This window comes from Marinobacter bryozoorum, from assembly GCF_023156245.1.
Lineage (GTDB): Bacteria > Pseudomonadota > Gammaproteobacteria > Pseudomonadales > Oleiphilaceae > Marinobacter > Marinobacter bryozoorum.
On sequence record NZ_JAKZAH010000025.1, the window covers coordinates 1 to 25,835 of the forward strand.

At 60.2% G+C, this 25,835-nt stretch carries 21 protein-coding genes; 12 read left to right on the top strand and 9 right to left on the bottom strand.

The window, feature by feature from the left end; genetic code table 11:
* Window positions 1-167: 167 nt before the first annotated feature.
* From purT to MLC59_RS13355, 4 genes are read right to left on the bottom strand one after another with little or no spacing between them, the layout of a single operon-like run.
* Window positions 168-1,352, bottom strand: a complete 1,185-nt coding sequence (gene purT, locus MLC59_RS13340) for a formate-dependent phosphoribosylglycinamide formyltransferase (RefSeq protein ID WP_248234969.1) — start codon at window positions 1,350-1,352, stop codon at window positions 168-170.
* A gap of 51 nt (window positions 1,353-1,403) precedes the next feature.
* Window positions 1,404-1,586 carry a DUF1289 domain-containing protein gene (locus tag MLC59_RS13345; RefSeq protein WP_248234886.1) on the bottom strand — a complete coding sequence of 61 codons (183 nt, stop codon included), beginning with the start codon at window positions 1,584-1,586 and terminating at the stop codon, window positions 1,404-1,406.
* Window positions 1,586-2,128 (bottom strand): gamma carbonic anhydrase family protein, encoded by a 543-nt coding sequence (locus tag MLC59_RS13350; RefSeq protein WP_248234889.1) that lies wholly within the window; start codon window positions 2,126-2,128, stop codon window positions 1,586-1,588. Before MLC59_RS13350 ends, MLC59_RS13345 begins: the two co-directional genes overlap by 1 nt.
* Before the next feature lie 29 nt (window positions 2,129-2,157).
* Entirely contained in the window at window positions 2,158-2,742 is a 585-nt protein-coding gene (locus MLC59_RS13355) for an NUDIX hydrolase (RefSeq protein WP_248234891.1), read from the bottom strand.
* An 86-nt stretch (window positions 2,743-2,828) separates the two neighbouring features.
* On the opposite strand from MLC59_RS13355, the gene MLC59_RS13360 reads away from it, so the two are divergent.
* Window positions 2,829-3,377, top strand: coding sequence for an NUDIX hydrolase (locus tag MLC59_RS13360; protein WP_248234893.1), 549 nt, complete (start codon window positions 2,829-2,831; stop codon window positions 3,375-3,377).
* A gap of 21 nt (window positions 3,378-3,398) precedes the next feature.
* On the opposite strand, the gene MLC59_RS13365 is transcribed toward MLC59_RS13360, so the two are convergent.
* Both MLC59_RS13365 and purL read right to left on the bottom strand, forming a co-directional pair.
* Window positions 3,399-3,710: a YqfO family protein gene (locus tag MLC59_RS13365; RefSeq protein WP_248234895.1), complete on the bottom strand. Its 312-nt coding sequence runs from the start codon at window positions 3,708-3,710 to the stop codon at window positions 3,399-3,401.
* Window positions 3,711-4,169: 459 nt separating this feature from the next.
* Window positions 4,170-8,069: a phosphoribosylformylglycinamidine synthase gene (gene purL, locus MLC59_RS13370; RefSeq protein ID WP_248234898.1), complete on the bottom strand. Its 3,900-nt coding sequence runs from the start codon at window positions 8,067-8,069 to the stop codon at window positions 4,170-4,172.
* A gap of 246 nt (window positions 8,070-8,315) precedes the next feature.
* Here purL and mltF point away from each other — a divergent pair, with 246 nt between their 5' ends.
* Entirely contained in the window at window positions 8,316-9,857 is a 1,542-nt protein-coding gene (gene mltF, locus MLC59_RS13375; RefSeq protein WP_248234899.1) for a membrane-bound lytic murein transglycosylase MltF, read from the top strand.
* Here mltF and MLC59_RS13380 read toward each other — a convergent pair.
* Window positions 9,838-10,317: a regulatory protein RecX gene (locus MLC59_RS13380; protein WP_248234901.1), complete on the bottom strand. Its 480-nt coding sequence runs from the start codon at window positions 10,315-10,317 to the stop codon at window positions 9,838-9,840. The two genes, mltF and MLC59_RS13380, sit on opposite strands and share 20 nt — an antisense overlap.
* Window positions 10,318-10,490: 173 nt before the next feature.
* Between MLC59_RS13380 and MLC59_RS13385 the strand changes: the two genes are divergently transcribed.
* Both MLC59_RS13385 and MLC59_RS13390 read left to right on the top strand, forming a co-directional pair.
* Window positions 10,491-12,956, top strand: coding sequence for a DUF349 domain-containing protein (locus tag MLC59_RS13385; RefSeq protein ID WP_248234903.1), 2,466 nt, complete (start codon window positions 10,491-10,493; stop codon window positions 12,954-12,956).
* A 218-nt stretch (window positions 12,957-13,174) separates the two neighbouring features.
* Window positions 13,175-15,331, top strand: coding sequence for a carboxy terminal-processing peptidase (locus MLC59_RS13390; protein ID WP_248234904.1), 2,157 nt, complete (start codon window positions 13,175-13,177; stop codon window positions 15,329-15,331).
* Between the two features lie 93 nt (window positions 15,332-15,424).
* On the opposite strand, the gene mtnA is transcribed toward MLC59_RS13390, so the two are convergent.
* Window positions 15,425-16,495 carry an S-methyl-5-thioribose-1-phosphate isomerase gene (gene mtnA, locus MLC59_RS13395; RefSeq protein ID WP_248234906.1) on the bottom strand — a complete coding sequence of 357 codons (1,071 nt, stop codon included), beginning with the start codon at window positions 16,493-16,495 and terminating at the stop codon, window positions 15,425-15,427.
* Window positions 16,496-16,616: 121 nt separating this feature from the next.
* On the opposite strand from mtnA, the gene MLC59_RS13400 reads away from it, so the two are divergent.
* The 8 genes from MLC59_RS13400 to rdgC all read left to right on the top strand — a co-directional run bounded on the left by MLC59_RS13400 (window position 16,617) and on the right by rdgC (window position 22,582).
* Entirely contained in the window at window positions 16,617-17,963 is a 1,347-nt protein-coding gene (locus MLC59_RS13400; RefSeq protein ID WP_248234909.1) for a TRZ/ATZ family hydrolase, read from the top strand.
* Between the two features lie 40 nt (window positions 17,964-18,003).
* Window positions 18,004-18,720: a bifunctional 2-polyprenyl-6-hydroxyphenol methylase/3-demethylubiquinol 3-O-methyltransferase UbiG gene (gene ubiG / locus MLC59_RS13405; protein ID WP_248234910.1), complete on the top strand. Its 717-nt coding sequence runs from the start codon at window positions 18,004-18,006 to the stop codon at window positions 18,718-18,720.
* A 4-nt stretch (window positions 18,721-18,724) separates the two neighbouring features.
* Entirely contained in the window at window positions 18,725-19,396 is a 672-nt protein-coding gene (locus tag MLC59_RS13410; RefSeq protein ID WP_248234912.1) for an HAD family hydrolase, read from the top strand.
* Window positions 19,397-19,472: 76 nt separating this feature from the next.
* A complete protein-coding gene (locus tag MLC59_RS13415; protein WP_248234971.1) occupies window positions 19,473-20,222 on the top strand; it encodes a YciK family oxidoreductase in 750 nt (249 codons plus the stop codon).
* Window positions 20,222-20,491 carry a glutaredoxin family protein gene (locus MLC59_RS13420; protein WP_248234915.1) on the top strand — a complete coding sequence of 90 codons (270 nt, stop codon included), beginning with the start codon at window positions 20,222-20,224 and terminating at the stop codon, window positions 20,489-20,491. The genes MLC59_RS13415 and MLC59_RS13420 overlap by 1 nt, the downstream gene beginning before the upstream one ends.
* 12 nt (window positions 20,492-20,503) lie before the next feature.
* Window positions 20,504-21,274, top strand: a complete 771-nt coding sequence (yaaA, locus tag MLC59_RS13425; protein WP_248234916.1) for a peroxide stress protein YaaA — start codon at window positions 20,504-20,506, stop codon at window positions 21,272-21,274.
* Window positions 21,275-21,381: 107 nt separating this feature from the next.
* A complete protein-coding gene (locus MLC59_RS13430) occupies window positions 21,382-21,582 on the top strand; it encodes a DUF2788 domain-containing protein (RefSeq protein ID WP_248234917.1) in 201 nt (66 codons plus the stop codon).
* A 73-nt stretch (window positions 21,583-21,655) separates the two neighbouring features.
* On the top strand, window positions 21,656-22,582 hold the full coding sequence (rdgC, locus tag MLC59_RS13435; protein ID WP_248234919.1) for a recombination-associated protein RdgC: 927 nt from the start codon (window positions 21,656-21,658) through the stop codon (window positions 22,580-22,582).
* 410 nt (window positions 22,583-22,992) lie between these two features.
* Here rdgC and MLC59_RS13440 read toward each other — a convergent pair whose 3' ends face one another.
* Window positions 22,993-25,737, bottom strand: coding sequence for a bifunctional acetate--CoA ligase family protein/GNAT family N-acetyltransferase (locus tag MLC59_RS13440; protein ID WP_248234924.1), 2,745 nt, complete (start codon window positions 25,735-25,737; stop codon window positions 22,993-22,995).
* Window positions 25,738-25,835 lie beyond the last annotated feature (98 nt).

Genomic DNA, 25,835 nt, shown 5'->3' on the forward strand with positions numbered 1-25,835 from the left:
CTTCCGGTTCCGCCGTCGCCGGCGTTCCCTGTCGAAGTGGGGCGCATTCTACAGCCCCACCGATTTCTGTCAACGACCTTTTTGAACTTTTTTATGCGGATTTCGGTTTGCCGCTACCCGACTGCCTAGTATTTGCCCGAAACGGACATATTTCAAGCAATATCGGGTCAATCGAGCCTGACCTGCACTTTACCGGCCGCTTCGGTCGCAGCTCGGCGCGCTTCTTCGATGGTTTCCTTGCGTGCAACCGCTACACCCATACGCCTGCGACCGGACAATTCCGGCTTACCAAACAGGCGTAGCTGCACGTCGGGTTCAGCAAGGGCATCCTGCAGGCCGAGATAAGCCGGCGCGCTGGACTCGCCTTCCGGGAGGATGACGGCGGATGCACTCGGCCCCTGCTGACGAATCGCCGGCACGGGTAATCCGAGAATGGCACGGGCGTGGAGAGCAAACTCGGACAGGTCCTGGGAGATAAGGGTCACAAGACCGGTATCGTGAGGCCGTGGTGACACTTCTGAAAACCACACCTGGTCACCCTTGATAAACAGCTCGACACCGAAAACGCCATAGCCGCCCAGGTTATCGGTAATTGAGCGCGCGATATCCTCGCTACGCTTCAACGCTGTCCCGCTCATGGGCTGGGGCTGCCAGGACTCCCGGTAATCGCCGTCTTCCTGACGGTGACCAATCGGGGCACAGAAACTGATACCACCTGTATGTCGCACAGTTAACAGCGTAATTTCATAATCAAAGTCGATAAACCCTTCAACAATGACCCTGCCCTTTCCTGCGCGACCACCGGTTTGTGCGTAGTTCCAGGCGTCCGTAACTTCCGCAACTTCACGAACCAGGCTTTGCCCCTTACCGGAGGAGCTCATGACCGGCTTCACGACACAGGGGAAGCCAATCTCGGCCACCGCCTGCTCGAACTGCTCCCGGGTTTCAGCAAACCGATAGTCCGATACTGGCAACCCCAACTCTTCAGCCGCCAGCCGCCGGATACCCTCCCGGTTCATGGTGAGGTCAACCGCTCGCGCTGTCGGGATCACTCGATACCCCTCCTGTTCCAGCGCGACCAGTTCGCCGGTTGCAATGGCCTCGATCTCGGGGACCACCAGGTCAGGCTGCTCCTGTTCGATGACCTTGCGAAGGCTGGCCGGGTCGAGCATTTCGATCACATGGCTGCGATGGGCCACCTGCATGGCAGGCGCATTGGCATAGCGGTCACAGGCCACAACTTCCACGCCCAGGCGCTGCAGCTCAATCACCACTTCCTTACCCAGCTCACCGGACCCACAGAACAGGACCTTGTATGCATTTTCCTTAAGTGGTGTACCGATCGTTGTCATCATATCGTCTTCCTGCCTGTTACTACGTGGCCTTGATGGACGCGGGTGTACTCAGATCAAGCTGCCGCTTTCACGCTCAGCGACGTACTCCAATACCCGTTTCCGTTCTTCATCCGTCATCGTGGTCCAGCGCAGTATTTCATCGCCGGTACGATGACAACCGATGCAGATATCCTTTTCGTCAAGCGCGCACACGCTGACACAGGGGGAACGGACACGGCGCCGGGATTCCATTAGCGGCCACCGCTTTCCGGCATGAATGGCTTGAGGGCATTACGGTAACGCGCTGCGTTCTCTACGTAGTGTGCGGCGCTCAGTTCAAGCATCTTCTTCTGGTTATCGCCAAGTTCACGCTTCACCCGCCCGGGCGCGCCGATCACCAGGGAGCCGTCCGGCACTTCCATGCCCTCGGGGATAAGGGTGTTCGCCCCGATAAGGCAGTGTTTACCGATCCGGGCGCCGTTCAGGACCACTGCATTGATACCAATCAGGGAATAGTCACCGATTTCACAGCCATGGAGCATCGCCTTGTGGCCAACGGTAACGCCCCGGCCCAGGGTCAGCCTGATACCCGAATCCGTGTGCAGTACCGAACCATCCTGGACGTTGGATTCGGGCCCGATCGTGATCAGGTCATTGTCGCCACGGATCACCACGTTGAACCAGATGCTGGACTGCTCGTGCAGTGCCACACTGCCGACCACCGTCGCGTTGTCTGCCACAAACTGCCCTTCACCAATCAGTTCGGGCTTACGTTCTGCCAGTTCGTATAACATGCCAGTCCTCCTTTTAACCCGCCTCCACATCAGTCATGGCGGGGCTTGAGCAAATCGATGCGGGCATCGTACACGGCATTCAGAAACTCCACCAGAACCACGGCCGACAACCCCCAGATCTGATAATCCTCCCACCGATAGCAGGGAACATGGTAGGTATTATCGAGAAACGGCAGGACATCGGTGCGCTCCCTGCGATCCTCCAGGAAGAACTCAACCGGCACACGGAAAATGCTCTCAATCTCGTGGGGGTTAGGAACCAGCGGATGGTCGGCCGGCACAATACCAACGTAGGGTGTTACTAGGATGCCGTAGCGGGAAATCACCTGGCTCAGCGGACCCACCAGCTGCACCTGATCTGGTGGCAGGCCGATTTCCTCGTGGGTTTCCCGCAATGCGGTATGGGCGAGGTTGGGGTCTGTACTATCCTTTTTGCCTCCCGGAAAGGCGACCTGGCCACGGTGGGTTGATAAATTGGAGGAACGAAGCGTAAACAGGATCTCCGGAGAGCCAGCATTATCCGACACCGGCACCAACACACTGGCTTCTGGATAGTCCATCGCCAGGCGGCTCGGCGTGTGCCGGGCTAGCCTTTCCGTCAGTAAATCGCGCAAAATCGGTCTCCACACTTGAGATGAGACAAGGCACCCGGCGAACGATACACTGGGGCCATCAATCAAACTATTATACGGGGTATTTCATGAACTTCTGCAGTAGCTGCGGTCATCCTGTGGAAAGCCGCATCCCTGCCGGCGATAACCGGCCTCGCTATGTCTGCACCCGGTGCGAGACCATTCATTACCAGAATCCACGCATCGTTGCAGGCACCGTGCCTGTCTGGGAGGGGAAGATCCTGCTATGCCGCCGTGCCATAGAGCCGCGCTACGGTTACTGGACCCTGCCGGCGGGCTTTATGGAAAACTCGGAGACCACCGAAGAGGCGGCCTCCCGGGAAACCCTGGAGGAAGCCATGGCGGATGTGGAGCTGGCAGGTTTGTACACAATGATCCATGTACCCCATATCGACCAGGTACACATGTTTTACCGGGCCTTCCTCACTGAGGAGCGTTTCGGAGCAGGCGAAGAATCACTGGAAACAGAACTGTTCGAACTGAACCGCATCCCCTGGGACGAAATTTCGTTTCCCACGGTTCGACGTACGCTCGAGCACTTTGTAGAAGATGTTCAGCGCAATGACTTCCCGCTGCGCATCAGTGATATCCGGCACCGGATCAAGCCAAAGGAATAGTTGTCCGGTCCCCCCTCGATCTCAGAAGTCTTCCAGCCGGTATACCTCGTAAGCGGGCTCTTCATAGGGATGGGCCCGCTTCATAGCAGCCACTACATCGCGAATCAGCCGGTCTTCGCAAACCAGCTCTACCTTCACCTCGTCTACCCGCTCCAATCGACCCTGCTCCCCCAGATGTGGGTTGCTTCCCTGCAGCGGCCTGAACTGCCCCTGGCCAAGCGTTTGCCATGCGCAACTGTCATAGTCGCCAATACGCCCACCACCAGCCTCGAAAACCGCCTCCTTGGTCGCTTCCGCATCGTGTACCGGCACAAAGAAACAGAATTTGTACATGGATAAATCCCCCGACCGAAAATTGTGAAATCAAGACTGAAACAGCTTGACTCGGGCGTCAACCCGGGCCGTTTAAGGGCCTTAAGGGTTACCCACAAAATCTGTGGATAACTTTGGGGATAGTTTTTGGGTAGACGCCGGAAAGGCCCGTGGTTACGGCGCTCCACTCAAATTGGCGAGAAATCCACCTTCTAATTAAAAGTGTTTAAAATCATACCGTTATAAAAGTCGAGCATTTAATGCACGAGTTGCTGGCGTTTCAGGCACTGACGTACGGATAAGTCCGCCAGCGTGTGCATAAAACCATTTAGTCAAGGGTTTTTTTCGCTATAAAAGCCGCAAAAGCCCTTGCAATACGCAGCGTTAGGCAAAAGTTTTCAACAGTCACAAAAAAGCCGGTGACAGACAATCCTGCCACCGGCTTTCAGGTCAGTGAGCGGGCCAGGTCAGCCCGTCATATCACCCCAGCCATTTGCGGGCATTACGGAACATCCTCAGCCAGGGGCCATCTTCGCCCCAGCCTTCCGGGTGCCAGGAGAACTGGGCTGTGCGGAAGACACGCTCAGGGTGTGGCATCATGATCGTGACCCGACCGTCGTCGCTGGTCAGCCCGGTAATGCCGCCTTCCGACCCGTTGGGGTTATAGGGGTAACGGGTTGTCGGCTGCCCGTGGTGGTCCACATAGCGCATGGCCACCTGCCCGGAACGGTCAAAGGCTTCAAATCCGCCCTCCCCGAACTCTGTGCGCCCCTCACCATGGGCCACCGCGATAGGCATCCGGGATCCGGCCATGCCATCGAGGAAGGCAGACCTGGAGGATTGAACCTCAACCATCACCAGGCGCGCCTCGAACTGCTCGGACTGATTGCGAACAAAGCGCGGCCAGCCGGACGTACCCGGGATCAGTTCATGGAGATTGGACAGCATCTGGCAGCCGTTGCATACCCCCAGGGCCAGGGTGTCGTCGCGCCCGAAGAACCCGGCAAACTGGTCCCTGACCCGTGCATTAAACAGAATGGACTTGGCCCAGCCCTCACCGGCACCGAGTACATCACCATAGGAGAAACCACCACAGGCGACCAGTGACCGGAAGCCATCCAGCGTCACCCGGCCCGATAGCAGATCACTCATATGGACATCCACAGCGTCGAAGCCAGCGCGGTCAAAGGCGGCAGCCATCTCGGTCTGGCCGTTAACGCCCTGCTCGCGCAGGACAGCAACCTTCGGGCGAGCGCCGCTCGCAATGTACGGCGCCGTCACGTCTTCTGAAGGGTCGAAGCTCAGCTGGGCGTCGAGCCCGGGGTCGTCACTGGCAAGCAGGTTATCGAACTCTTCCTGTGCACAGTTGGCGTTGTCGCGAAGGCTCTGGATGCGATAGCTGGTCTCTGACCAGAGGCGCTGAAGGTCTGCACGGGGCTGGTCGATGACCGGCTCTCCTTCAAAGGAGAAACGTACCCTGTCTTCGTCGTTCAGGGTGCCAATGACGGAGGTATGCTCACCCAACCCGGCTCCCGAGAACTGCTGCAGTACAAACGGGGTATCCTCGCGCCGTACCTGGATCACCGCGCCCAGCTCTTCATTGAACAGCTCACGGGCAAACTGGCTTGCTTCCTCAGCAAGGCCGTCAAGGCGGATATCGACACCGGTACGGCCAGCAAACGCCATTTCGGCCAGTGTGACGAACACACCGCCGTCAGACCGGTCGTGGTAGGCCAGCAGTTTGCCCTCCTGGTTCAGGCCCTGGATCACTGCAAAGAAGGCCTTGATATCCTCCGGGTCATCTAGGTCTGGCGCTACAGCACCCATCTGGCCAAACACCTGCGCCAGGGCCGAGCCGCCAAGACGGTTCTGGCCAGCGGCCAGATCCACCAGGATAAGGTCCGTTTCACCCTGGTCTGTTTTCAGTTGGGGCGTGAGGGTACGGGTCACGTCCGTTACCGGTGCAAAGCCACTGATGATCAGCGACAGCGGTGCAGTAACACTCTTCTGCTCCTCACCCTCTTCCCACACGGTCTTCATGGACATGGAGTCCTTGCCCACGGGAATAGCAATACCCAGCGCCGGGCATAGCTCCATACCCACCGCACGAACCGTTTCGTAGAGGTTCTCGTCTTCGCCCGGGTGACCCGCTGCCGCCATCCAGTTAGCAGACAGACGGATGTCGGAAAGCTTCGCAACAGAAGCAGCCGCCAGGTTGGTAATTGCCTCACCCACGGCCATCCGGCCGGAGGCTGGTGAATCAATACAGGCCACCGGCGTACGCTCACCCATGGCCATGGCTTCGCCGGTGATGACATCGTAGCTGGTCGCGGTTACTGCCACATCAGCCACCGGGACTTGCCAGGGGCCAACCATCTGGTCGCGGGCAACAAGCCCTGTGATGGTTCGGTCACCAATGGTAATCAGGAAGCCCTTGCTACCCACGGATGGAAGGCGCAGCACCCGGCTCACGGCATCATTCAGATCGATCTTCGTGGAATCGAAGATGGACTTGGTGAACGATGTACGGTTGATGCTGCGGTGCATCCGGGGTGGCTTGCCGAACAGCACCTCCATGGGCAGATCGACGGGAGAGTCGCCATAGTAGGCATCCGCCAGGGCAAGGTGATGGGTTTCAGTGGCTTCACCAATGACGGCATAGGGGCAGCGCTCACGACGGCAGATAGCGTCGAACCGCTCCATGTTCTCTTCAGCAACGGCCATTACGTACCGCTCCTGGGATTCGTTGCACCAGATCTCAAGCGGCGACATACCAGGCTCATCGCTGGGGATATCCCGCAGCTCGAACTTGCCGCCGCGACCGCCATCCTTTACCAGCTCAGGCATGGCGTTTGATAGCCCACCGGCACCCACGTCGTGGATAAAGGCGATCGGATTATGTTCACCCTGCTGCCAGCAGCGGTCAATCACTTCCTGGCAACGCCGTTCCATTTCCGGGTTACCCCGTTGTACAGAGGCAAAGTCCAGGTTCTCGTTGCTGGTACCGGAGTCCATGGATGACGCAGCACCACCACCCAGGCCAATCAGCATGGACGGGCCACCCAGTACGATGAGGCGGGCGCCTACCGGGATTTCGCCTTTGTCGACGTGCTCTTCACGGATGTTCCCCAGGCCACCGGCAATCATGATGGGTTTATGATATCCCCGAACTTCCTCGCCGGCAGCTCCTGCTACTCTCTGTTCGAACGTGCGGAAATAGCCGGCCAGGTTGGGCCTGCCGAATTCGTTGTTGAAGGAGGCACCACCAACCGGTGCGTCAATCATGATATCCAGTGGCGAGGCGATGCGATCCGGCCGGCCATAGCCCTGCTCCCAGGGCTGAAGATCACCCGGAATTTCCAGGTTCGACACAGTAAACCCGGTAAGGCCGGCCTTTGGCTTGGAACCACGCCCGGTGGCCCCCTCGTCACGGATCTCTCCACCGGCACCGGTAGCAGAACCGGCAAACGGGGAAATGGCGGTAGGGTGGTTATGGGTTTCCACTTTCATCAGGATGTGGATCGGCTCGCTCACATACTCATAGCGGGCCGACTCCGGGTTCGGGAAGAACCGCCCCCCGACTGAACCCCGAATGACCGAGGCGTTGTCCTTATATGCAGACAGCACGCCCTCGCTGCTCATCTCGTGGGTATTGCGGATCATCGCGAACAGAGACTTCTGCTGCCCCTCGCCGTCAATATCCCAGGAAGCGTTGAAAATCTTGTGGCGGCAATGCTCAGAGTTCGCCTGGGCGAACATCATCAGTTCGACGTCGGTTGGGTCCCTGTCCAGGTTGCTGAACGACTCAACGAGGTAATCGATTTCATCCTCGGCCAGGGCCAGCCCCAGGCGCTGGTTTGCTTCGACCAGGGCGGGACGCCCACCGGACAGGACCGGCACGCGCTCCAGTGGACGGGGCTCTTCACGGTGGAACAGGAGCTCAGCCCCCCCCATCTCGTGAAAGACGGTCTCCGTCATGCGGTCATGGAGCAGCGCGGCAATTGCCTGGCGATCTTCCCGGCAGAGCTTCTTGTCCGCTGTGACATAGTAGGCGATACCACGCTCGATCCTGCGCACCTGACGCAGGCCGCAGTTACGTGCGATATCCGTTGCCTTGCTGGACCAGGGAGACACAGTGCCCGGCCGGGGAACGACCAGGAACAGGACACCATCCGGTTCGCGGCGGGAAGCGCTGGGGCCATAGGTCAGCAGCCGGTCAAGCACCGCCTGGTCAGCGTCACCAAGATCGGACTCGGCATCCACAAAATGCATGAATTCCGCATAGATGGCTCGCACGCCTTCAACGGCGCCGGCCAGTTGGCCAAACAGTTTTTCGGAGCGGAAAGGGGAAAGAGCGGGGGCGCCGCGGAGTTCCAGCATGGGTTATAACCTGTATCGCGCGAACTTGGGAAACCGGTACTTTACCACCCGGGGTTGCGTGGCTGGCAGGCGGGGGTCAGGGCACCGTTGATGATCGGGCGCAATAATACTGGAAACTGAAGCGGGGATACAGCAGCGAACAACAAATGTACAATAACGACAGGTACACGCGATCTTCCCCTGGTGAATTGACCTTCTTCGCCGTTCCGGGGGATGATGCAGGATCCTTTTCCGGAGGCCATGAACTTGGGTAACTCCCGAGACTTCATAACACACCGGCTCCCCAGGCACGGCATACTGGCCCTGTTGCTTTGGGTGCTGGCAATCGGTGGCTGCACCCGCCCAGATACCCTCGCAACCGTGAAGGCGGAGGGGGTGTTGCACGTGATCACTCGCAATGCTCCCTCCATTTATTACCAGGATCGGGAAGGCGCGACCGGTTTCGACTATGAGCTGGCGCAACGATTTGCCGATCACCTCGGTGTTGAACTCCGGGTCCGACTGGCCGAAGGCAACAGCGAGATCCTCCGTGTGCTGGACGACGGCTATGCCCACATCGGTTTTACCGGACTGTCGGCTGACCGTGACTGGGGGGACCGTTTTCGTTCCCTGGCCAACGGCCTGACCTCAGAATCGGTCATGACCTACCATCGCGGACTGGAACACCCCGAAAGCATCGAAGACCTGTTAGAACAAGAAGTGGCTGTGCATGTGGCCGCAGAGTCCAACCATCTGCCTCATCTGCAGCAATTGCAGTCAGAACACCCCACCCTGTCCTACCAGGTCCATGAAAACCTGGATTCCGCGGGCATGCTCGAGCGGGTAGAAACCGGCGAATTCCCGGCCGCCGTGGTGGACGCCAACGAACTGGCCCTGAACCATGTTTTCTACCCCAATGTGAAACGGGCTTTCAGTGTCAGTGACCAGGAAGCCATCGCCTGGCTTTTCCCGACCAGCAACGACGGCACCCTGTATGACGAAGCCCGCCGCTTTCTCCAGCAGATCGAGCAGGATGGCACCCTGGCTCACCTGCGGGAGCGCTTTTACGGCCACCTGGGACAACTGGGCTACGTGGGCGCCCTCACCTTTGAGGAACATATCCAGGAGCGCCTGCCTCAATACATCGACACATTCCGGGGCAACGGCGAAGAAACCGGCCTCGACTGGCGGCTGCTGGCTGCGATCGGTTACCAGGAATCCAACTGGCGCCGGGATGCCGTATCGCCCACCGGGGTTCGTGGCATCATGATGCTGACCCGGGCAACCGCCGAGCACATTGGCATCGACAACCGGCTCAACCCACAGCAGAGCATCGAGGGAGGCGCCCGCTACCTTCGCCAGGTCCACGGGATGATTCCGGAACACGTGCAGGAACCGGACCGGACCTGGTTCGCCCTGGCCTCCTACAACGTCGGCTTTGGTCACCTGGAAGACGCCCGGAAACTCACAGAATCCGCAGGCCGGAATCCGGACCGCTGGCTGGATGTAAAAGAGTTCCTGCCGTTGCTATCGCAAAAAGAGTGGTACTCGAAAACCCGCCACGGCTATGCGCGGGGCCATGAGCCAGTCATCTACGTGCAGAATATCCGCCGCTACTACGACGTGCTGGCGCGTCGCTATGACCTGCAATCCGAGCAGGACGCTCCCATGATCGCCGATGCCGGCAGCGGTGAGCTAAGCCCCCCAGCCACGACCCGAACCCGGAAAACCCGGGAGCCGCGACCAGAGCAGCAGGAAACCACCCTGACGCTACCCCGGGAAATGAGCCTCACTCCTCCGACGCTCTGACCGTCGCCAGCGCCTGCTCTATATGTTCAGCGGAATAGCCACGACGAGCTAGGAATGCGCCCTGGCGCTGGCGCTCGTGCCAGTCATCAGAAACATCCCCCAGGCCGAATCGCTTGTCCCTGAGCTGTACCGCCATGGCGACCCATCCTGAATCGGGTATGGCGGCCAATTCCGCGGGCGTATTCCGAATACCCTTTTGCTGGAGGTCAGCCAGTATCTTTAACGGACCATAACCGGCATCGACACGCTGGCGCACAAAGACCTCTGCAAAGCGGTCGTCGCTCAGCCACTTCCTTTCTTCGAAGTCATCCAGCACCTGCTCAATAACCTGTGTGTCGACCCGGCGCTGACGAAGCTTCATGGCCAGTTCGAAACGGCTGTGCTCACGACGCGCCAGCAGGCGCAGCGCGATTTCCGGCGCCTGTTCGTTGGGATCCTTTTTTTTGGTCAGGTTTGCCATACAGACCCTTTCCGCCAGCGGTTTCCAGAGGATAGACTATGCCACCTGCCCGGGCCCCGAGACCCTGACCAGCATCCTGGCCTGTTTCGGGGCCCGCTACCCGGGTAGCTCAACACACCCGATTGCATCTACGGGCGATACGCCCGGTGAACTGACTCCTGAAGGATACCGACATGGCCGCATTTATCCAGAGACTCTTCCAAAAGCGCTTCAGTGCCGCGACCAGTCAGGAGAACCGAAAGAAAGCCCGACAGGGAAGCACACCGGAAAAGACAACCACACCCGGTTCAGAGACATCAAATGAAAGCCAGGAAGCCATCGATGCCCAGCGTGCCCTGCTGGCGCAACAAAATTGCAGTCAACAGGCACTGGCCGGGCTGGCCATCGATGGCCAGGCCGCAGACATACGCCTGGGAGCTGCCCAGCGCCTGACCGACCAGGACCAACTGCAGCAGGTACAGAAACGTGCACGGGGCAAGGACAAGGGCGTTTATCAGCAGGTTCGCAATACCCTCAAACAACTGCGTCGCGATGAAGAACAGGCACAAGCCACCAGCGACGCCCTCGCAGCCGTTCAGCGCCAGGCCAGCGAACTTGCCTCAACCCGGGACACAAACCTCTACGAAGCCCGTTTACAGAAACTGGAACAGCAATGGCACCTGCTGGAGCCACAAGCCGATAACGACATTCGCACCCAGGTACTCAGCGCCCTGCACGAATGCCGACAGCGGGCCCGGGAGCTGGAACAGCAGCACCAGGCAGAAAAGCAGCAGGAAGCACAGCGGGCACAGCGGGAAGAGACCCTGGAACTACTGCGTGAAACCGCCGAAGACCTGGCAAGCGAACCACCGGCCCATAGCGCGCTCCCTGCCCTGGATGCCCTGCAGCGGACCCAGGAAAATCGCTGGCTGGAAGCTACCCGTGATACCGAAGTGTCGCGTCAGGAGCAGAAGTTATACGAACAGGCCATGCTGACCTTGCGGGCAGCCATAACCGCCCTCCGCCGCCTTGCCCAACACCAGGACGAGGTAGACCAGGTACTGAACGCCGATACACCAGTCCCCGAGGCCGCCAGGCGCCTTCTTGAACAGCTGGACTGGCCGCGGGGCATTGCCCGTCCCGATACCATACAAGGGCTGGGCAAGGCCTCCAGGATCCGCACTCCGCAGCAGCCCATGAAGGAAAGTCCGGAGCTTCAGCGTCAGAAAACGGTGCAATTCGAACAGGCGCTGACCCGGCTGGAGGAAGCCCTCGAAGCCCGCCAACTCAAAGAGTCGAGGCAGTTCCTGAAGCAGGCACAAGCCCTGCAGCGCGAACTTGGCGGCCGGGACGGCAGCCGTTACCGTGCGCGAATGCAACGCCTTGCCGGACAGGTTCGTGAGCTCGGAGACTGGCGCGGCTTCGCGACAGCACCCAAGCAGACAGCCCTGTGCGAACAGATGGAGTACCTGGCTGACCAGCCCATGGAGCCAGAGGCCAAGGCCACCCGCATCCAGGAACTGCAACAGGAATGGCGTGAACTCGGCGGCTCCTCAGACCGTGAACTGTGGCAACGCTTCCGTGCGGCTTCTGACAAGGCGTTCGAGCCCTGCCGCGCCTACTTTGAAGCCCGCTCGGACCTGAAAAAAATTCACCTGCAAAAACGCCAGACGATCTGCGACGAGCTCGAACGCTACCTGGAAGCCACCGACTGGACCCAAAGCGTGGACTGGAAGGCCGCCGAGCAGATCGAGAAAACCGCCCGCAAGGAATGGCGCGAAGCCTGGCCGGTTGAATTCCGGGACAATCGCGCGGTACAGAAAACCTTTGACCGCCTGATGAACACCCTGGCTGGCCACCTGGACGAAGAACGCACCCGAAACGAAGCCCGCAAACAGGCCGTTGTCGACCGGGCCCGGGAACTGATTGAACACAGCCCGCTGGCAGAAGCGATGACACAAGCAAAGGACCTGCAAAAGCAGTGGCAATCCATTGGAATCACCCGTCATCGCGAGGACCGCAAGCTGTGGAAAGCGTTTCGCGCAGCTTGCGATGAAATCTTCTCGCGAAGGGATGAACAGCGGCAACAGCAGGTCCGGGCCTCCGATGAAGCAGACAGGTTGGCGAGCGCCGAACTGGCGAAAGCCCGGGCCTGGCTCGACGACCAGCAACCGGATCCGGATGCAGCAGAGCCGCTGCTATCGGCGTTAAAGGCGTCGGCCGCCAGCCCGGTTTCCGACAACCTGCAGCAAACACTTCGGAAAACGAGGCGCGAGCTGGAGGAGCGCCGGCAGCAGCTCCGCCATCAGGCGAACATACGTGACTGGCAGCGGTGGATTGAACAACGCCGGTCCGGGGACCTGGAAGTGGATCAACTGCCAGCACACTGGCAAGCCCTCTCCGCGCAGGCGGACCTGGATGACCCGCAGGAACTCGTCGTGCTGGCCGAGATACTGGGTGGGCACCCTTCCCCTGAATCGGACCAGTCCCTGCGCATGGCCCTCCAGGTTCGCAGGCTAAAGCAGGGCCTGGAAGGTGACCAGGGCAACTCACCCCTGTCGCCGGAGGCGCTCGTGGCGCGCTGGTGCCTGGAGCTCCCCGCCGGTGACCTCACCGACGACCTCGCCAAGCGACTGCAACGGGCACTGGAACTTGCCTGAAGGTTAGCGGTCTACTTATGAAGAGATTGTCATTACATGACAAACTCCCAGTGTGGTAACGAAGAGAGCGGTTGCCTACAATGGATTTACAGGCCCGCGCAGGCTGCTGCCCGGAAGGGGTTGCCGGGAAACCGGACCCGATCGGCAGACAGCCTGGTGTGTGTCGCCGATACTGGTCATCGGCGCGTGAGCCCAGGCTTTAGCAGGTAACCCAAGATATGAAGACAACAAACATGCCGGTAGCATTCCGGGCCAGGAGCATCGCATTCGGACTTCTGGTTTCCCTTCCCCTGGCCGGGATCGGCACTTCCGTTTCGGCAAACGTCGACGAAAATGCCTATGAAGCAGTGGCACCCACCATCGAACAGGCCCGTGCCAACATCCTGATTTCCCGTCAGCTGCAGTTCACCCATTTCCGCGACCAAGCCATCAACGATGACCTCGCCAGTGAGGTATTCGACGATTACCTCGACTACCTCGACGGTCAGCGCGCCTACCTTACCCAGGAAGACATACGTTCATTCCAGTCGCTGAAACAAGACATGGCCTCGGCCCTGCGGACCGGCCAGTTACAGCCGGGCTTCGAGATCTATAACCGGGTGCAAAAACGCATTATCGAACGTATGGATTACGCCCTTGACCTGTTGGACCAGGGGCTGGACCAGTTTAACTTCGATAGCGATGACCAGATCCTGCTGGACCGCTCCGAGGTAGACTGGGAGCCAGATCAGCAAGCCCTGAACAACCTGTGGCACAAGCGCATCCGCAATGCCGTTCTCGCCCAGCGCCTGAACGGCAGCAGTGACGAGCAAATTATCGAAGTGCTTACCCGGCGCTATGAAAGCCAGCGTAAACGGGTTTCACAGATGCGCAGCGAGGATGCCTTCCAGGCTTACATGAACGCCTTTACCGGCACCTGGGACCCGCACACCAACTACTTCTCGCCGCGCAACTCCGAGAATTTCAACATCAACATGAGCCTGTCCCTTGAGGGCATCGGTGCGGTTCTCCAGGCGGATAACGAGTACACCAAGGTGGTACGCCTGGTACCCGGCGGGCCAGCTGCGCGCCAGGGTCAACTCGGGCCTGCCGACCGGATCGTTTCCGTTAAGCAGGAAGACGAAGAGCAGCCGACAAATGTTATTGGCTGGCGCCTTGACGAGGTCGTTGACCTTATTCGTGGGCCCCGGGGCTCCGTGGTCACCCTCGAAGTGGTTCCGGCCAGCGCCAGCGACGAGACGGTAACCCGTACCATTGATATCAAGCGAGACAAGGTAAAGCTGGAAGAACAGAGTGCCAGCAGCGACGTCATCGAGCTCGAACGCGACGGGCAGCCCTACAGGATCGGCGTGATCGACATTCCGACCTTCTATGCCGACTTCCAGGCAATGCAGCGGGGCGATCCCGACTACAAGAGCACCACCCGGGATGTCCGCCAACTGCTGGAAAAGCTACAGGAAGAACAAGACGTTGACGGCCTGGTCGTCGACCTTCGCAACAATGGCGGCGGCGCCCTCCACGAAGCGAATGACCTGGTAGGTCTGTTTATTGACCAGGGTCCGACGGTCCAGATCCGCAGCCCGGACAACCAGGTCCAGGTGCTCGCAGACCAGGACCCGAACGTTGCATGGGACGGCCCGATGGTCGTACTGGTCAACCGTATGAGCGCGTCCGCCTCGGAAATCTTTGCCGGCGCAATCCAGGATTACGGTCGCGGCCTGGTGGTGGGGTCACAAACATTCGGCAAGGGTACGGTACAGGCCGTGCGCTCGCTGAATCACGGTCAGCTCAAGATCACCCAGTCCAAGTTTTACCGGGTATCCGGTGGCTCCACCCAGCACCGGGGTGTGATTCCGGACATCCAGATTCCGTCACGGGTGGATACCACCCGGATTGGTGAGGATGCCCTTGAGCGCGCCCTGCCCTGGGACCAGATTGAGGCGGTGCCCCATGCCCGCTACTTCGACTTCAGCGGTATGATCGACGAACTCCGTGACCGCCATGCCCAGCGCTTTGATGAGAGCCCGGAATTCAGGCTTCTGCAGCAGGAAATCGACTTCCTCAAGGAGCAGCGCAAAACCACGATGGTGAGCCTGAACGAAGACGAGCGTCGTACTTACCAGGAGCAACTGGAGTACCGTCAGCTCACCATCGCCAATGCACGACGGGAACTCCGGGGTAAAGAGCCCTTTGAGAGCTTCGAGGCCATGGAGGAATACGAGGAACAGCAGGCCGCAGCCGCCAACGGCGGCGAGGACGACGAGCTCGACTTTATTGTCCGCGAGGGCGGCCACATCATGGCGGATATGCTGGAACTGGACCGCCGGATGGCGTCTATACTGCCGGTCGGAACGGTAACTGCGAAGGCCGAATAAACGTCCATACGCAACACCCTGCCCCCTCGGAAAGGCCGGCTGCCCCCAAACGCAGCCGGCCTTTTACGTTCGGTCAGCCCCCCTGACTGCGGGTCAGTCAAACAATCTGTGCATTCCCGTCATTTCCGGGGTACGAACCACGCCACGCTCGGTGACAATCATGTCGATCAGATTGGCTGGGGTAACATCGAAAACCGGATTGAACACACCCGCCTTTTCCGGCGCCAACGTGATGCCGCCAACCTGGCGTAACTCGCTGCCGTCTCGTTCCTCGATGGGAATATCCTTGCCACTCTCCAGCGACATGTCCACGGTACTGGCAGGCGCTACGACCATAAATTTCACCTTGTGGTGACGGGCGAGAACGGCCAGCCCATAGGTGCCAATCTTGTTAGCCACATCGCCGTTGGCGGTGATTCGGTCAGCCCCCACAATTACCCATTTCACCTCACCACGGGCCAGGATAGCCGCCGCTGCCCCATCGGCATTCAGGGTGACGGGGATCCCATCCCTCGCCAGTTCCCAGGCGGTCAGCCTGGCGCCCTGGAGCCAGGGCCGGGTTTCATCGGCGTAGACCTGCTTTAACAGCTTTTGCTCATGAAGGCGACGAACCACTCCGAGGGCGGTTCCGTAACCTCCCGTCGCCAGCGCGCCAGTATTGCAGTGGGTCAGTACCGCGCACGGCTTGTCCAGTTCCATGGCTTCCACGGCCAAGTCTGCCATGGCCATATTGGCAGCCAGGTCCTCCTTGTGAATAGCTACCGCTTCCTCGGCAAGCCGGGCAACCGCATCCTCCCGGGACTGACACTGTCTCAGCACGCCACCCATCCGCTGCAGGGCCCAGAACAAATTGACCGCAGTCGGGCGAGACTCGGCCAGGGTATCGATGGAAGCCTCCACCTCACGCCGCCAGTCGTCCTCACCTGCCCCCCGGGCTGCCAGGGCCACCCCGTACGCAGCACTGATGCCAATAGCCGGTGCACCCCGGACCACCATATCCCGGATAGCCTGGGCCACCCCTACGGCACCCTCGATGGTAAGCCAGTGTTCTTCCAGGGGCAGGCGCCGCTGGTCCAGCAACTGGACCCCATGGCCCAGCCAGCGAATCGCTACCGTGTCAGGAGAGGCTTTCTGCCGGAAAGCATCGGGGTTGCTCAGGGTCATCTGCTCACCTCTTGTGGAAAACTTAGCAGGCCAGCGACCTGACGGGACACTGGCTGCTGTCTGACTCGACCGTTATACTCTGCCCTTCCAGACAAACCAAGCCGGAGTGACAGGCCTGTCCATGACAGCAGACACCATTATCGCCGCTGACGTCCGCATCAACGCCCGCTGGGTCATTCCTGTCGAACCTTTCGGCGAAGTGCTCGAGAACCAGGCGGTACTGCTGCTTGGGGATCGAATCGAGGCTATTGTCCCACAGCAGGAGGCAGACCGGGCCTACCGTGCCAGGGAGGTCATCGACCTGCCGAGCCATGTGGTATTACCGGGGCTGATCAATATGCACGGCCATGCCGCGATGACGCTGTTCCGCGGACTTGCCGACGACCTGCCCCTGATGACCTGGCTGAACGATCACATATGGCCAGCGGAGGGGCGCTTCGTGAGCGAACGCTTCATTGCCGATGGTACCCAGCTGGCCATGGCGGAAATGCTCCGGACCGGCACCACCTGCTTCTCGGATATGTACTTTTTCCCGGAGGTTGCCGCCCAGGCCGCCAGGGACGCCGGCATGCGCGCGCAGATCTGCTTTCCGCTGATGGAAATGCCCACCCCCTGGGGCAGCGGACCCGATGAGTATCTTGCCAAGGGCGCGGCCCTGCTGGACGAGTGGCAGGACGACCCCTGGGTGCGTATTGCCATCGGGCCCCACGCGCCCTACACCGTGGCAGACAGCACCCTTGAACGGGCCGTCGCTCTGCAGCAATCGACCGGCGCAGCGCTGCAGATTCACCTGCACGAAACCGCCTTCGAGGTGGAAGAAGCCATGAGCCAGGCCGGCCAGCGCCCGATCGACCGGATGTATTCGCTTGGCGTACTGAACAGCAACAGCCAGAGTGTCCACATGACGGCACTCAGTGACAGCGACCTGGAGCTGGTCGCCAGCAGCGGCACCCATATTGTCCACTGCCCCGAATCCAACCTGAAACTGGCCAGCGGCTTCTGCCCGGTCAGCAGGCTGCAACAAGGCGGCACGAACGTGACCATTGGTACCGATGGCGCCGCCAGTAACAACGACCTGGACCTTTTTGGCGAGCTGTCGACAGCTGCCATGCTGGCGAAGGCGGTTTCCGGGGATGCGGCAACCCTCAGCGCCCACGAAGCCCTGGCCATGGCCACCATAAATGGTGCCCGGGCCCTCGGCAGGGAGCATGAGATCGGCTCCCTGAAGGCCGGCAAGCAGGCAGACCTGATCGCAGTCGACCTGAGCGATCCGTTCCTGCAGCCGGTCTACGACCCGGCCTCTCACCTGGTCTATAGCAATCACGGCCGCCAGGTAAGCCACAGCTGGATTGCCGGCGTACCACAGGTACAGGAAGGCCGCCTCACGCGGATAGACGTGCCTGACCTGATGCTGAGGGTCAGCGAGTGGCACCAGCGGATCGCCGGCACCGACGCGTCCGCATCCTGAACCGTATTCCCTACCTGAATAAACAGCCAGGCCTGATACCATGAGCAGAACCAACGTAGACCAGAACGAAATCGCCAAGTTCGAGGCCCTAGCCAGCCGCTGGTGGGACCCCACCAGCGAGTTTCGTCCCCTGCACGACATCAATCCCCTGCGCCTGAACTACATCGACGAGCGCACCCCCCTCGCGGGCCGACGGGTAGTCGATGTGGGCTGTGGTGGCGGTCTGCTTTCCGAAGGCATGGCTCGCCGGGGCGCGAACGTCACCGGTATTGATATGGGCGAAGCACCGCTCGCCGTTGCCAGGCTCCACGGCCTGGAGTCCGGGGTCGAGGTGGACTACCGCCAGACGACCGTGGAAGAGTTGGCCGCCGACCCGGACCATGAAGGCCAGTACGATATCGTGACCTGCCTGGAAATGCTCGAACACGTGCCCGAGCCGGCATCGGTGATCCGTGCCTGTGCGCGCCTGCTCAAACCCGGAGGCCACCTTTATGTGTCCACCATCAACCGGAATCCCAAGTCATTCCTGTTCGCCATCGTAGGGGCCGAGTACATGCTGAGGCTGCTCCCCAAGGGCACCCATGAGTGGAAGCGCTTCATTCGTCCGTCGGAAATGTCTGACCACCTGCGCCACGCCGGGCTGGATATCCATGACCTCACCGGCATGACCTACAACCCGCTGACCAAGGTATACCGCCTCGCCCGGGATGTTGACGTCAACTACCTGATGCACGCGGCCAAACCGGTGGGGGAATAAAAGCATGGCAAGTCCACTGCCCAGGCCTCCTTCAACGGTCCTGTTTGACCTCGACGGAACGCTGGTTGATACCGCGCCAGACTTCATTCGCTGTCTCAACCACCTGCGCCAGGAGCAAGCGCTGGACCCCCTGCCTGCTAGCGGCATTCGTCCGCATGTGTCTGACGGCGCACGGGCCATGATTCGCCTGGGCTTTGGCCTGGAGCCGGAAGACCCGGGCTACCGGGAGCGCCATGCCCGTTTCCTGGACCTCTATGAAGCGGGAATCTGCGAGGAAACCGAACTGTTCACCGGCATGGACAGGCTGCTGGCCGCGCTGGAAGATGCCGGCATACCCTGGGGTATTGTGACCAACAAACCGGCAAGGTTTGCCGAGCCCCTGCTGGCAGCGCTGGCCCTGGATGGGCGCTGCAGCGCACTTATCTGCCCGGACCATGTCACCAACCGCAAGCCAGCCCCCGAAGGCCTGCACCTGGCCTGCGATCGCATGGGTGCTGACCCGGGTCGCGGTATCTACGTAGGGGACCATGTCAGGGACATCGAAGCCGGGCGTAACGCGGGCATGGTCACCGTCGCCGTGCGTTATGGCTATATCGTAGAGCCGGCAGAGGTTGATCTCTGGCAAGCCGACCATATCGTAGATACCGTCGACGAACTGGTAAAACTGCTACAATAGCGCCCGCTGAATACGGCGGCAGACCGACACACGAGCACATCAGGCAGGAGCACACTCTCTTATGGCGGACACTCCCATGCATACCTACCAGGCCCCCGAGGGTTTGCTGAAGGATCGCATCATCCTGGTCACCGGCGCAGGCGACGGCATTGGTCGCGTTGCCGCAAAGACCTACGCCGCCTACGGTGCGACGGTAATCCTGCTGGGACGTACCATTTCCAAGCTCGAGTCCGTCTACGACGAGATCGAGGCTGCAGGCCACCCCAAGCCCGCTATCGTGCCGATGAACCTGGAAGGTGCGGCAGTCAAGGACTACGAAGAAATGGCCATGACCATCGAGGACAACTTCGGCAAGCTGGATGGCCTGCTCCACAACGCCGGTATCCTCGGTACCCGCAGCCCGGTAGAACTCTATGACCCGGAGACCTGGAACAAGGTCATGCACGTGAATGCCACGGCCCCGTTCCTGCTGACCCGGGCCGCCATCCCGTTACTGCGCAAGGCGGATGATGCCTCCGTCATCTTTACGTCATCCGGTGTTGGCCGCAAGGCGAAGGCCTACTGGGGCGCCTACGCCGTATCCAAGTTTGCCATGGAAGGATTGAGCCAGCTGCTGGCGGATGAGCTGGACGACGAGCGCCACAACATTCGCGTCAACAGCCTGAACCCCGGGGCCACCCGCACCAACATGCGGGCCCACGCCTACCCGGCAGAGAATCCCATGCACAACCCGACTCCCGAAGACCTGATGCCCAGCTATCTCTATCTGATGGGTCCGGACAGCAGGGGCGTGACCGGGCAGCAGCTGAACGCCCAGGGCAAGTGATGCAACTGACGTTCTTCACCACCAGCCATTGCGAACTGTGTGACCTGGCCGAGCAGTTGCTGGTCAACGCTCCACTACCGTACCCAATTCCCGTGGAAGCCGTGGATATTGCCACCTCCGAGGAGCTGGTAGAGCGCTACGGCACCCGGATTCCGGTACTGCGGCGGGAAGACACTGGAGCGGAACTGGGCTGGCCTTTTACCCGGGAACAGCTGCTGGATTTTCTGGGCCCCAACGCAGGCAAGCCGTCATCAGGCCAATTTCACTGAGGATTTGCTGACATGTTAATGGTTGTTTCCCCTGCCAAGAACCTGGATTACGAGAGCCCGCGGGCCACCGAGAAGCATACCCAACCGCAGTTTCTCGACGATGCCTGCGAGCTGATCGACCAGCTGAAGACTCTGGAGCCTCACCAGGTCAGTAACCTGATGGGTATCAGCGAAAAGCTTGGCCAGCTCAATGCGGAACGCTTCCAGCAGTGGCACACACCCTTCACACCGGAAAACGCCCGCCCTGCAGCCCTGGCCTTTAACGGCGATGTCTACACCGGCCTGGCAGCACAGGATTTCAGTGATAAAGAGTTCGAGTTTGCCCAAAAGCACCTGCGCATTCTGTCTGGCCTGTACGGCATCCTGCGCCCCCTGGACCTGATGCAGCCCTACCGGCTGGAGATGGGCACGAAGTTCGAGAACAAGCGGGGCAAGGACCTCTACGAATTCTGGGGAGACATCATCACGGATGCCCTGAACAGCGAACTGCAGGCCGATGACGGCGTGCTGGTGAACCTGGCTTCGAACGAATACTTCAAGAGCGTCCGCAAGAAAAAACTGGACGCCCGCATGATTACTCCCCAGTTCAAGGACTGGAAAAACGGCCAGTACAAGATGATCAGCTTCTACGCCAAGAAGGCCCGGGGGCTGATGTGCCGTTACGCCATTACCAATGGCATCACCCGGGCCGATGACCTCAAGGGCTTCGACCTGGCCGGCTATCGCTTCAGCGAGGAGCAATCCTCCGGCGATAACTGGACCTTCCTGCGCGACGAGCAATAACCCGCAACAACAAAGCCGCCGTTCCGCACTGACTGAATTCACTTTATCACCGGCCTTCCGGGGCCGGTGCTGACTGCTTTTGTGTTTAAAAACTGACGGAGTGTTGAATGAACGAAGCACTGTTCTCTGAAATTGCCCTCTACGTCTGCCTGACCGGGCTGATTGGCTGGATGGGTTTTATTGTCTGGGACCTGGCGAAGAAGTCCCAGGCAGGTCGTTTTGGTACCATCGCCCTCTTTACTGTGCTGGGCGCCGGTGTGGTGGGCTTTGTCGTCAAGACGGTACTGGTTGAAGTGATGCAGATCTGACAGACCCGGCCTGACCGCTTCCACCCGCACAAACGACTGACAGACCTGAACAACAACGCAAGGACCCGACCCCATGTGGTTTCGTAACGCCCGAGTTTTCCGCTTCACCAAACCCTTTGATATCAGTGCGGAGGCGCTGGAAGAAAAACTGACGGCCGATGCCTTCAAGCCCTGCGGCCCACAGGAAACCACCCGCCATGGCTGGGTGCCCCCCCTGGGCAAACACGGCGAACTGCTGGTGCACAGTGCCGGCGGTTACCACCTGGTCGCCCTGCGCAAGGAAGAGAAAGTGCTACCGGCATCGGTGATCAAGGAGATGGTGGAAGAGAAAGCCGAAGCCATTGAGCAGGAACAGGGCCGCAAGGTTCGCAAGAAGGAGAAGGACGAAATCAAGGAGGAGGTGACCCTTGAGCTGTTACCCCGGGCCTTTTCCCGCAATCGTCGCACCTATGCCTACCTTTCCCCCGCCGACGGCGTAATGGTGGTGGATGCCGGTTCGGCGAAGCAGGCAGAAGATGTGGCCTCGGCACTGCGTCAGAGCCTGGGTTCGCTACCGGTACGTCCGCCGGTACTGGAGCAGGCGCCGGCCTTTACGTTCACCGGATGGCTGGATGAGTCTATCGATCTGCCGGGCTCCATTGAGCTGGGCACGGAGTGTGAGTTGAAGGACCCATCCGAGGATGGTGGCGTGGTTCGCTGCAAGGGGCTGGACCTGAAGTCCGAGGAGATCCAGAACCACCTGGCCGCTGGTATGCAGGTAACCAAGTTGTCGTTGACCTGGGATGAGAATGTGTCGTTTGTGCTGGATGAGGAGTTTGGCATTCGTCGGCTGAAGTTCGGGGAGACGCTGCAGGAGAAGCTGGACGATGTGGACTCAGACGATGCTGCTGCAAAGTTTGATGCCGCGTTTTCGTTGATGACGCTGGAGTTGTCCCGGCTCATTCCGGGCATGCTCGATGCTATGGGTGGGGAGGATCGGTCGGCTATTGTCTCCGAGTAGGGCTTGTAGGGTCCCCAGCCTGATTGGGTCGGTGCCGGGTAGCAGGCCGAATTGGTATGGGTACTGCGTCCCCAAGCCTGGTCGGTTTGGTGCCGGGTCGCAGGCCAGGTAGCGTTTTCCGGGACACGCCGTGAATACGTCCCTGTAGGCTCTTCAAAAACGTCCCTGTTTTTGAAGGTCCCGGAAAACGCTACCAGGCCCACGCCCTTTGAACTGCGAGATAACGCATCCCCCCCGAAGGCACGAGAAGTGCCAGAAGCGTGTGGTCGGAGGGGGACTTTTCTGGACCTTCAAAAACAGGGACGTTTTTGAAGAGCCTCCATGGATGGATTTACGGCGTGTCCAGAAAAGTCCCCCTCCGACCATGCGCCTACACCCCAATTCGCCTTCAACCTCGGACGAAAACTGGTTTAATGGTGTGCCTTCGCCAACCGCTCCCGCTGCCAGTCCTTCTCCGGTTCGTTGAGCACCAGGCGCAGATCCATCACCTCTTCTTCCCGGTTGTAATGGATATCGAAACCCAGGTGCTCCGCGAGTTGCAGCATGGGCCGGTTCTCGGGCAGTACGTTGCCCACCATCTCCATGGTGCCCCGGGCGCGGCAGTAGTCGATCATTTTCTGCATCAGGGCTACCCCTAGTCCCTCGCCTTTCATCTTGTCATGAACCATAACCGCGAACTCGCAGCGCAGGTTGTCGGCGTCGGTCCACACCCGGACGGTACCCAGGGTTTCCTCCCCTTCGCTATCCTCCCGGGGCGCGTTGGCGATGAATACCATCTCCCGGTCGTAGTCGATCTGGACCATCTGGGCGACGTCTTCCCGGGAGAAGTGCTTGCGGAACTGGAAGAACCGGTAGCGGATGGATTCCGGTGACTGGTGTTCGTGGAACGCCCGGTGGGCCGGTTCGTCTTCCGCCAGTACCGGGCGGATGATGACCCGGCGGCCGGACTTGGGCAGTACGATCCATTCTTCCAGCTCGCGGGGGTAGGGCTGGATGATTGGCTTGCCCGGTTCGTCCGCCAGGTCTATGGCGACGTCCACGGCCAGCACCCGCTCGTTGTCGAACATCAGCGGGGAGATTTCCAGGCCACGGATTTCCGGCTGGTCGATGACGATCTGGGACAGGGTGATCAGTACTTCACAGATGGCGCGGATATCCCGTTCCGGTTGTGTGCTGAACTCTTTGAGCAGCCGGTACATGTAGGTTCGCCGCAGCAACTCGCGGGCGAGCACCATGTTCAGGGGCGGCAGGGCAATCTGGCGGTCGGTCATGACGTTGATCTGGGCACCGGCGGCACCGCAGACCACCAGTGGGCCGAACAGGGGGTCGCGGGTGATGCCCACGCTGAAGGCGATGCCGTCAATGTGTTTGTAGGACCGCTGCACAGCAAAGCCCAGGAAACCACTTTCCGGGAAGTGCTGCTGGTAGTCCTCCATCAACTGGCGACAGGCGTCGATGATGTCGTTTTCGTTGGTCAGGCCGTGCACGGTGGAGCGGTATCGCCCCTGTCCTGACTGGTATTCCATGAACGGATGGCAGGCCCGCTGGTGCATCAGGGTGACATCCACCGGTCGGCGCTCCACGGCGAAGGCTTCCAGAACCTCTTCTACGTCGTCGCAATAGACCGTTGGCACGGTGTTAATCTGGTAATCGCCGAGGATCTGCCGGGCTTCGTTGTTGGTGAGGTGATTTCGCCCGGAGCGTTTGACGTTCACGATGATTCGCCGGGTGCTGGAATGATCGGCAAAGTGGTCGGTGAAAGACTCCGGGGTTTCCCCGAGCAGTCGCTGGACCCGCTGGTGGTTGACGTGCTGCATGAACGCCATGACCGCCTTCTCCGGTGAGAAGAACGAGGGCACACCGGCCCGGTAGAATTCGTCCCGGGCATCCATGACCGTACTCTGCCCCAGCCAGCAGGTGAACACGTTAAGACGGCTGCCTTTGACGGCCTGGACCACCGCGTCGGCAATCTGCAGGGTGTCTTCAGTCAGGCTGGGCGAATACATGATCAGTACGTTGGATACGTCCGGGTCTTTCGCCAGGATACGAATGGCCTTGGCGTAGAGCTCCGGTGAGGCGTCATAGTTCAGGTCAATGGGGTTTTTACGGGTCCAGTATGGCGGCAGGATTTCCGCCAGCGCGTCTACGGACGTCTGCGACAGGGTCGCAAGCTGCCCCCCCAGGGCCGCCAGGCGGTCTACTGCCAAAACACCAGGGCCAACACCATTGGCCATGATCGCCAGGGATTCCCGCTTCAGGGGCCGCATACGGCTGAGGGTTTCCAGGGCATCAAACATCTGCCCCAGGCCGTCTACCCGCAATACACCGGCCCGCTGGAGCATGGCGTCGTAGATCGGGTCGCTGCGGTTGAGACCTGCCGGCAACTCGTGGCGAAACCACTCGGATTCCGGAACCCGGCCGCTCTTGACGGCAATCACCGGCTTGGTGCGGGCCGCTACCCGAACAGCCGACATAAACCGCCGGGGGTTGGGAATATTCTCGATATGCAGCAGGATGGCGCGGGTCTGGGAGTCCTGGGCCAGGTAGTCGATCAGGTCGTCATGATCGATGTCCATGGAGTCGCCCAGGGTCAGGAAGTAGGAGAACCCAACCCCCCGGGCGAAGGCCCAGTCAACCACACCACTGGCCACGCTGCCCGACTGCCCGACAAAGGCGACCTTGCCCGGTAGCGCGCCCATGTGGGCGTAGGTGGCGTTCAGGCTGCGGGCAGGAACCATCACACCGATGGTGTTGGGGCCCAGCACCCTGATCCCGGTTTCACGGGCCGCCTCCCCCACGGAGTACATCAGCGGCTGCCCCGTCTTCGAGTGGGCACGGGACATGCCCCCGGTCATCACCATGGCGGTTCGGACACCGGCCTTGCCCAGTCGTCGCACCACCTTGGGCACTGTGTCCGGCGGTGTACAGACGATGGCCAGCTCCGGACTGAAGTCCATCTGCGACACCCGCCCAACACAGGGCACGCCATGGACCGATTCATAGGAGTTCTGGTTGATCACCAGCATCCGGCCCGGATAGCTACCCCCCAGCAGGTTCCGCAAAACCATACCCCCAAGGTTGTCCGCGCGCTCAGAGGCGCCCACCACCACAATGGATGAGGGATTGAACAGGCTTTCCAGGTATCGGGTGCCCAAAATGCAGTCTCCTTTTACATTAACGCCATGGGATAGCCTCTATCTTAGGCGCTGCGTCCTTGATGTAAAACGAAATCCACGCCGGGTTTGACTACGAC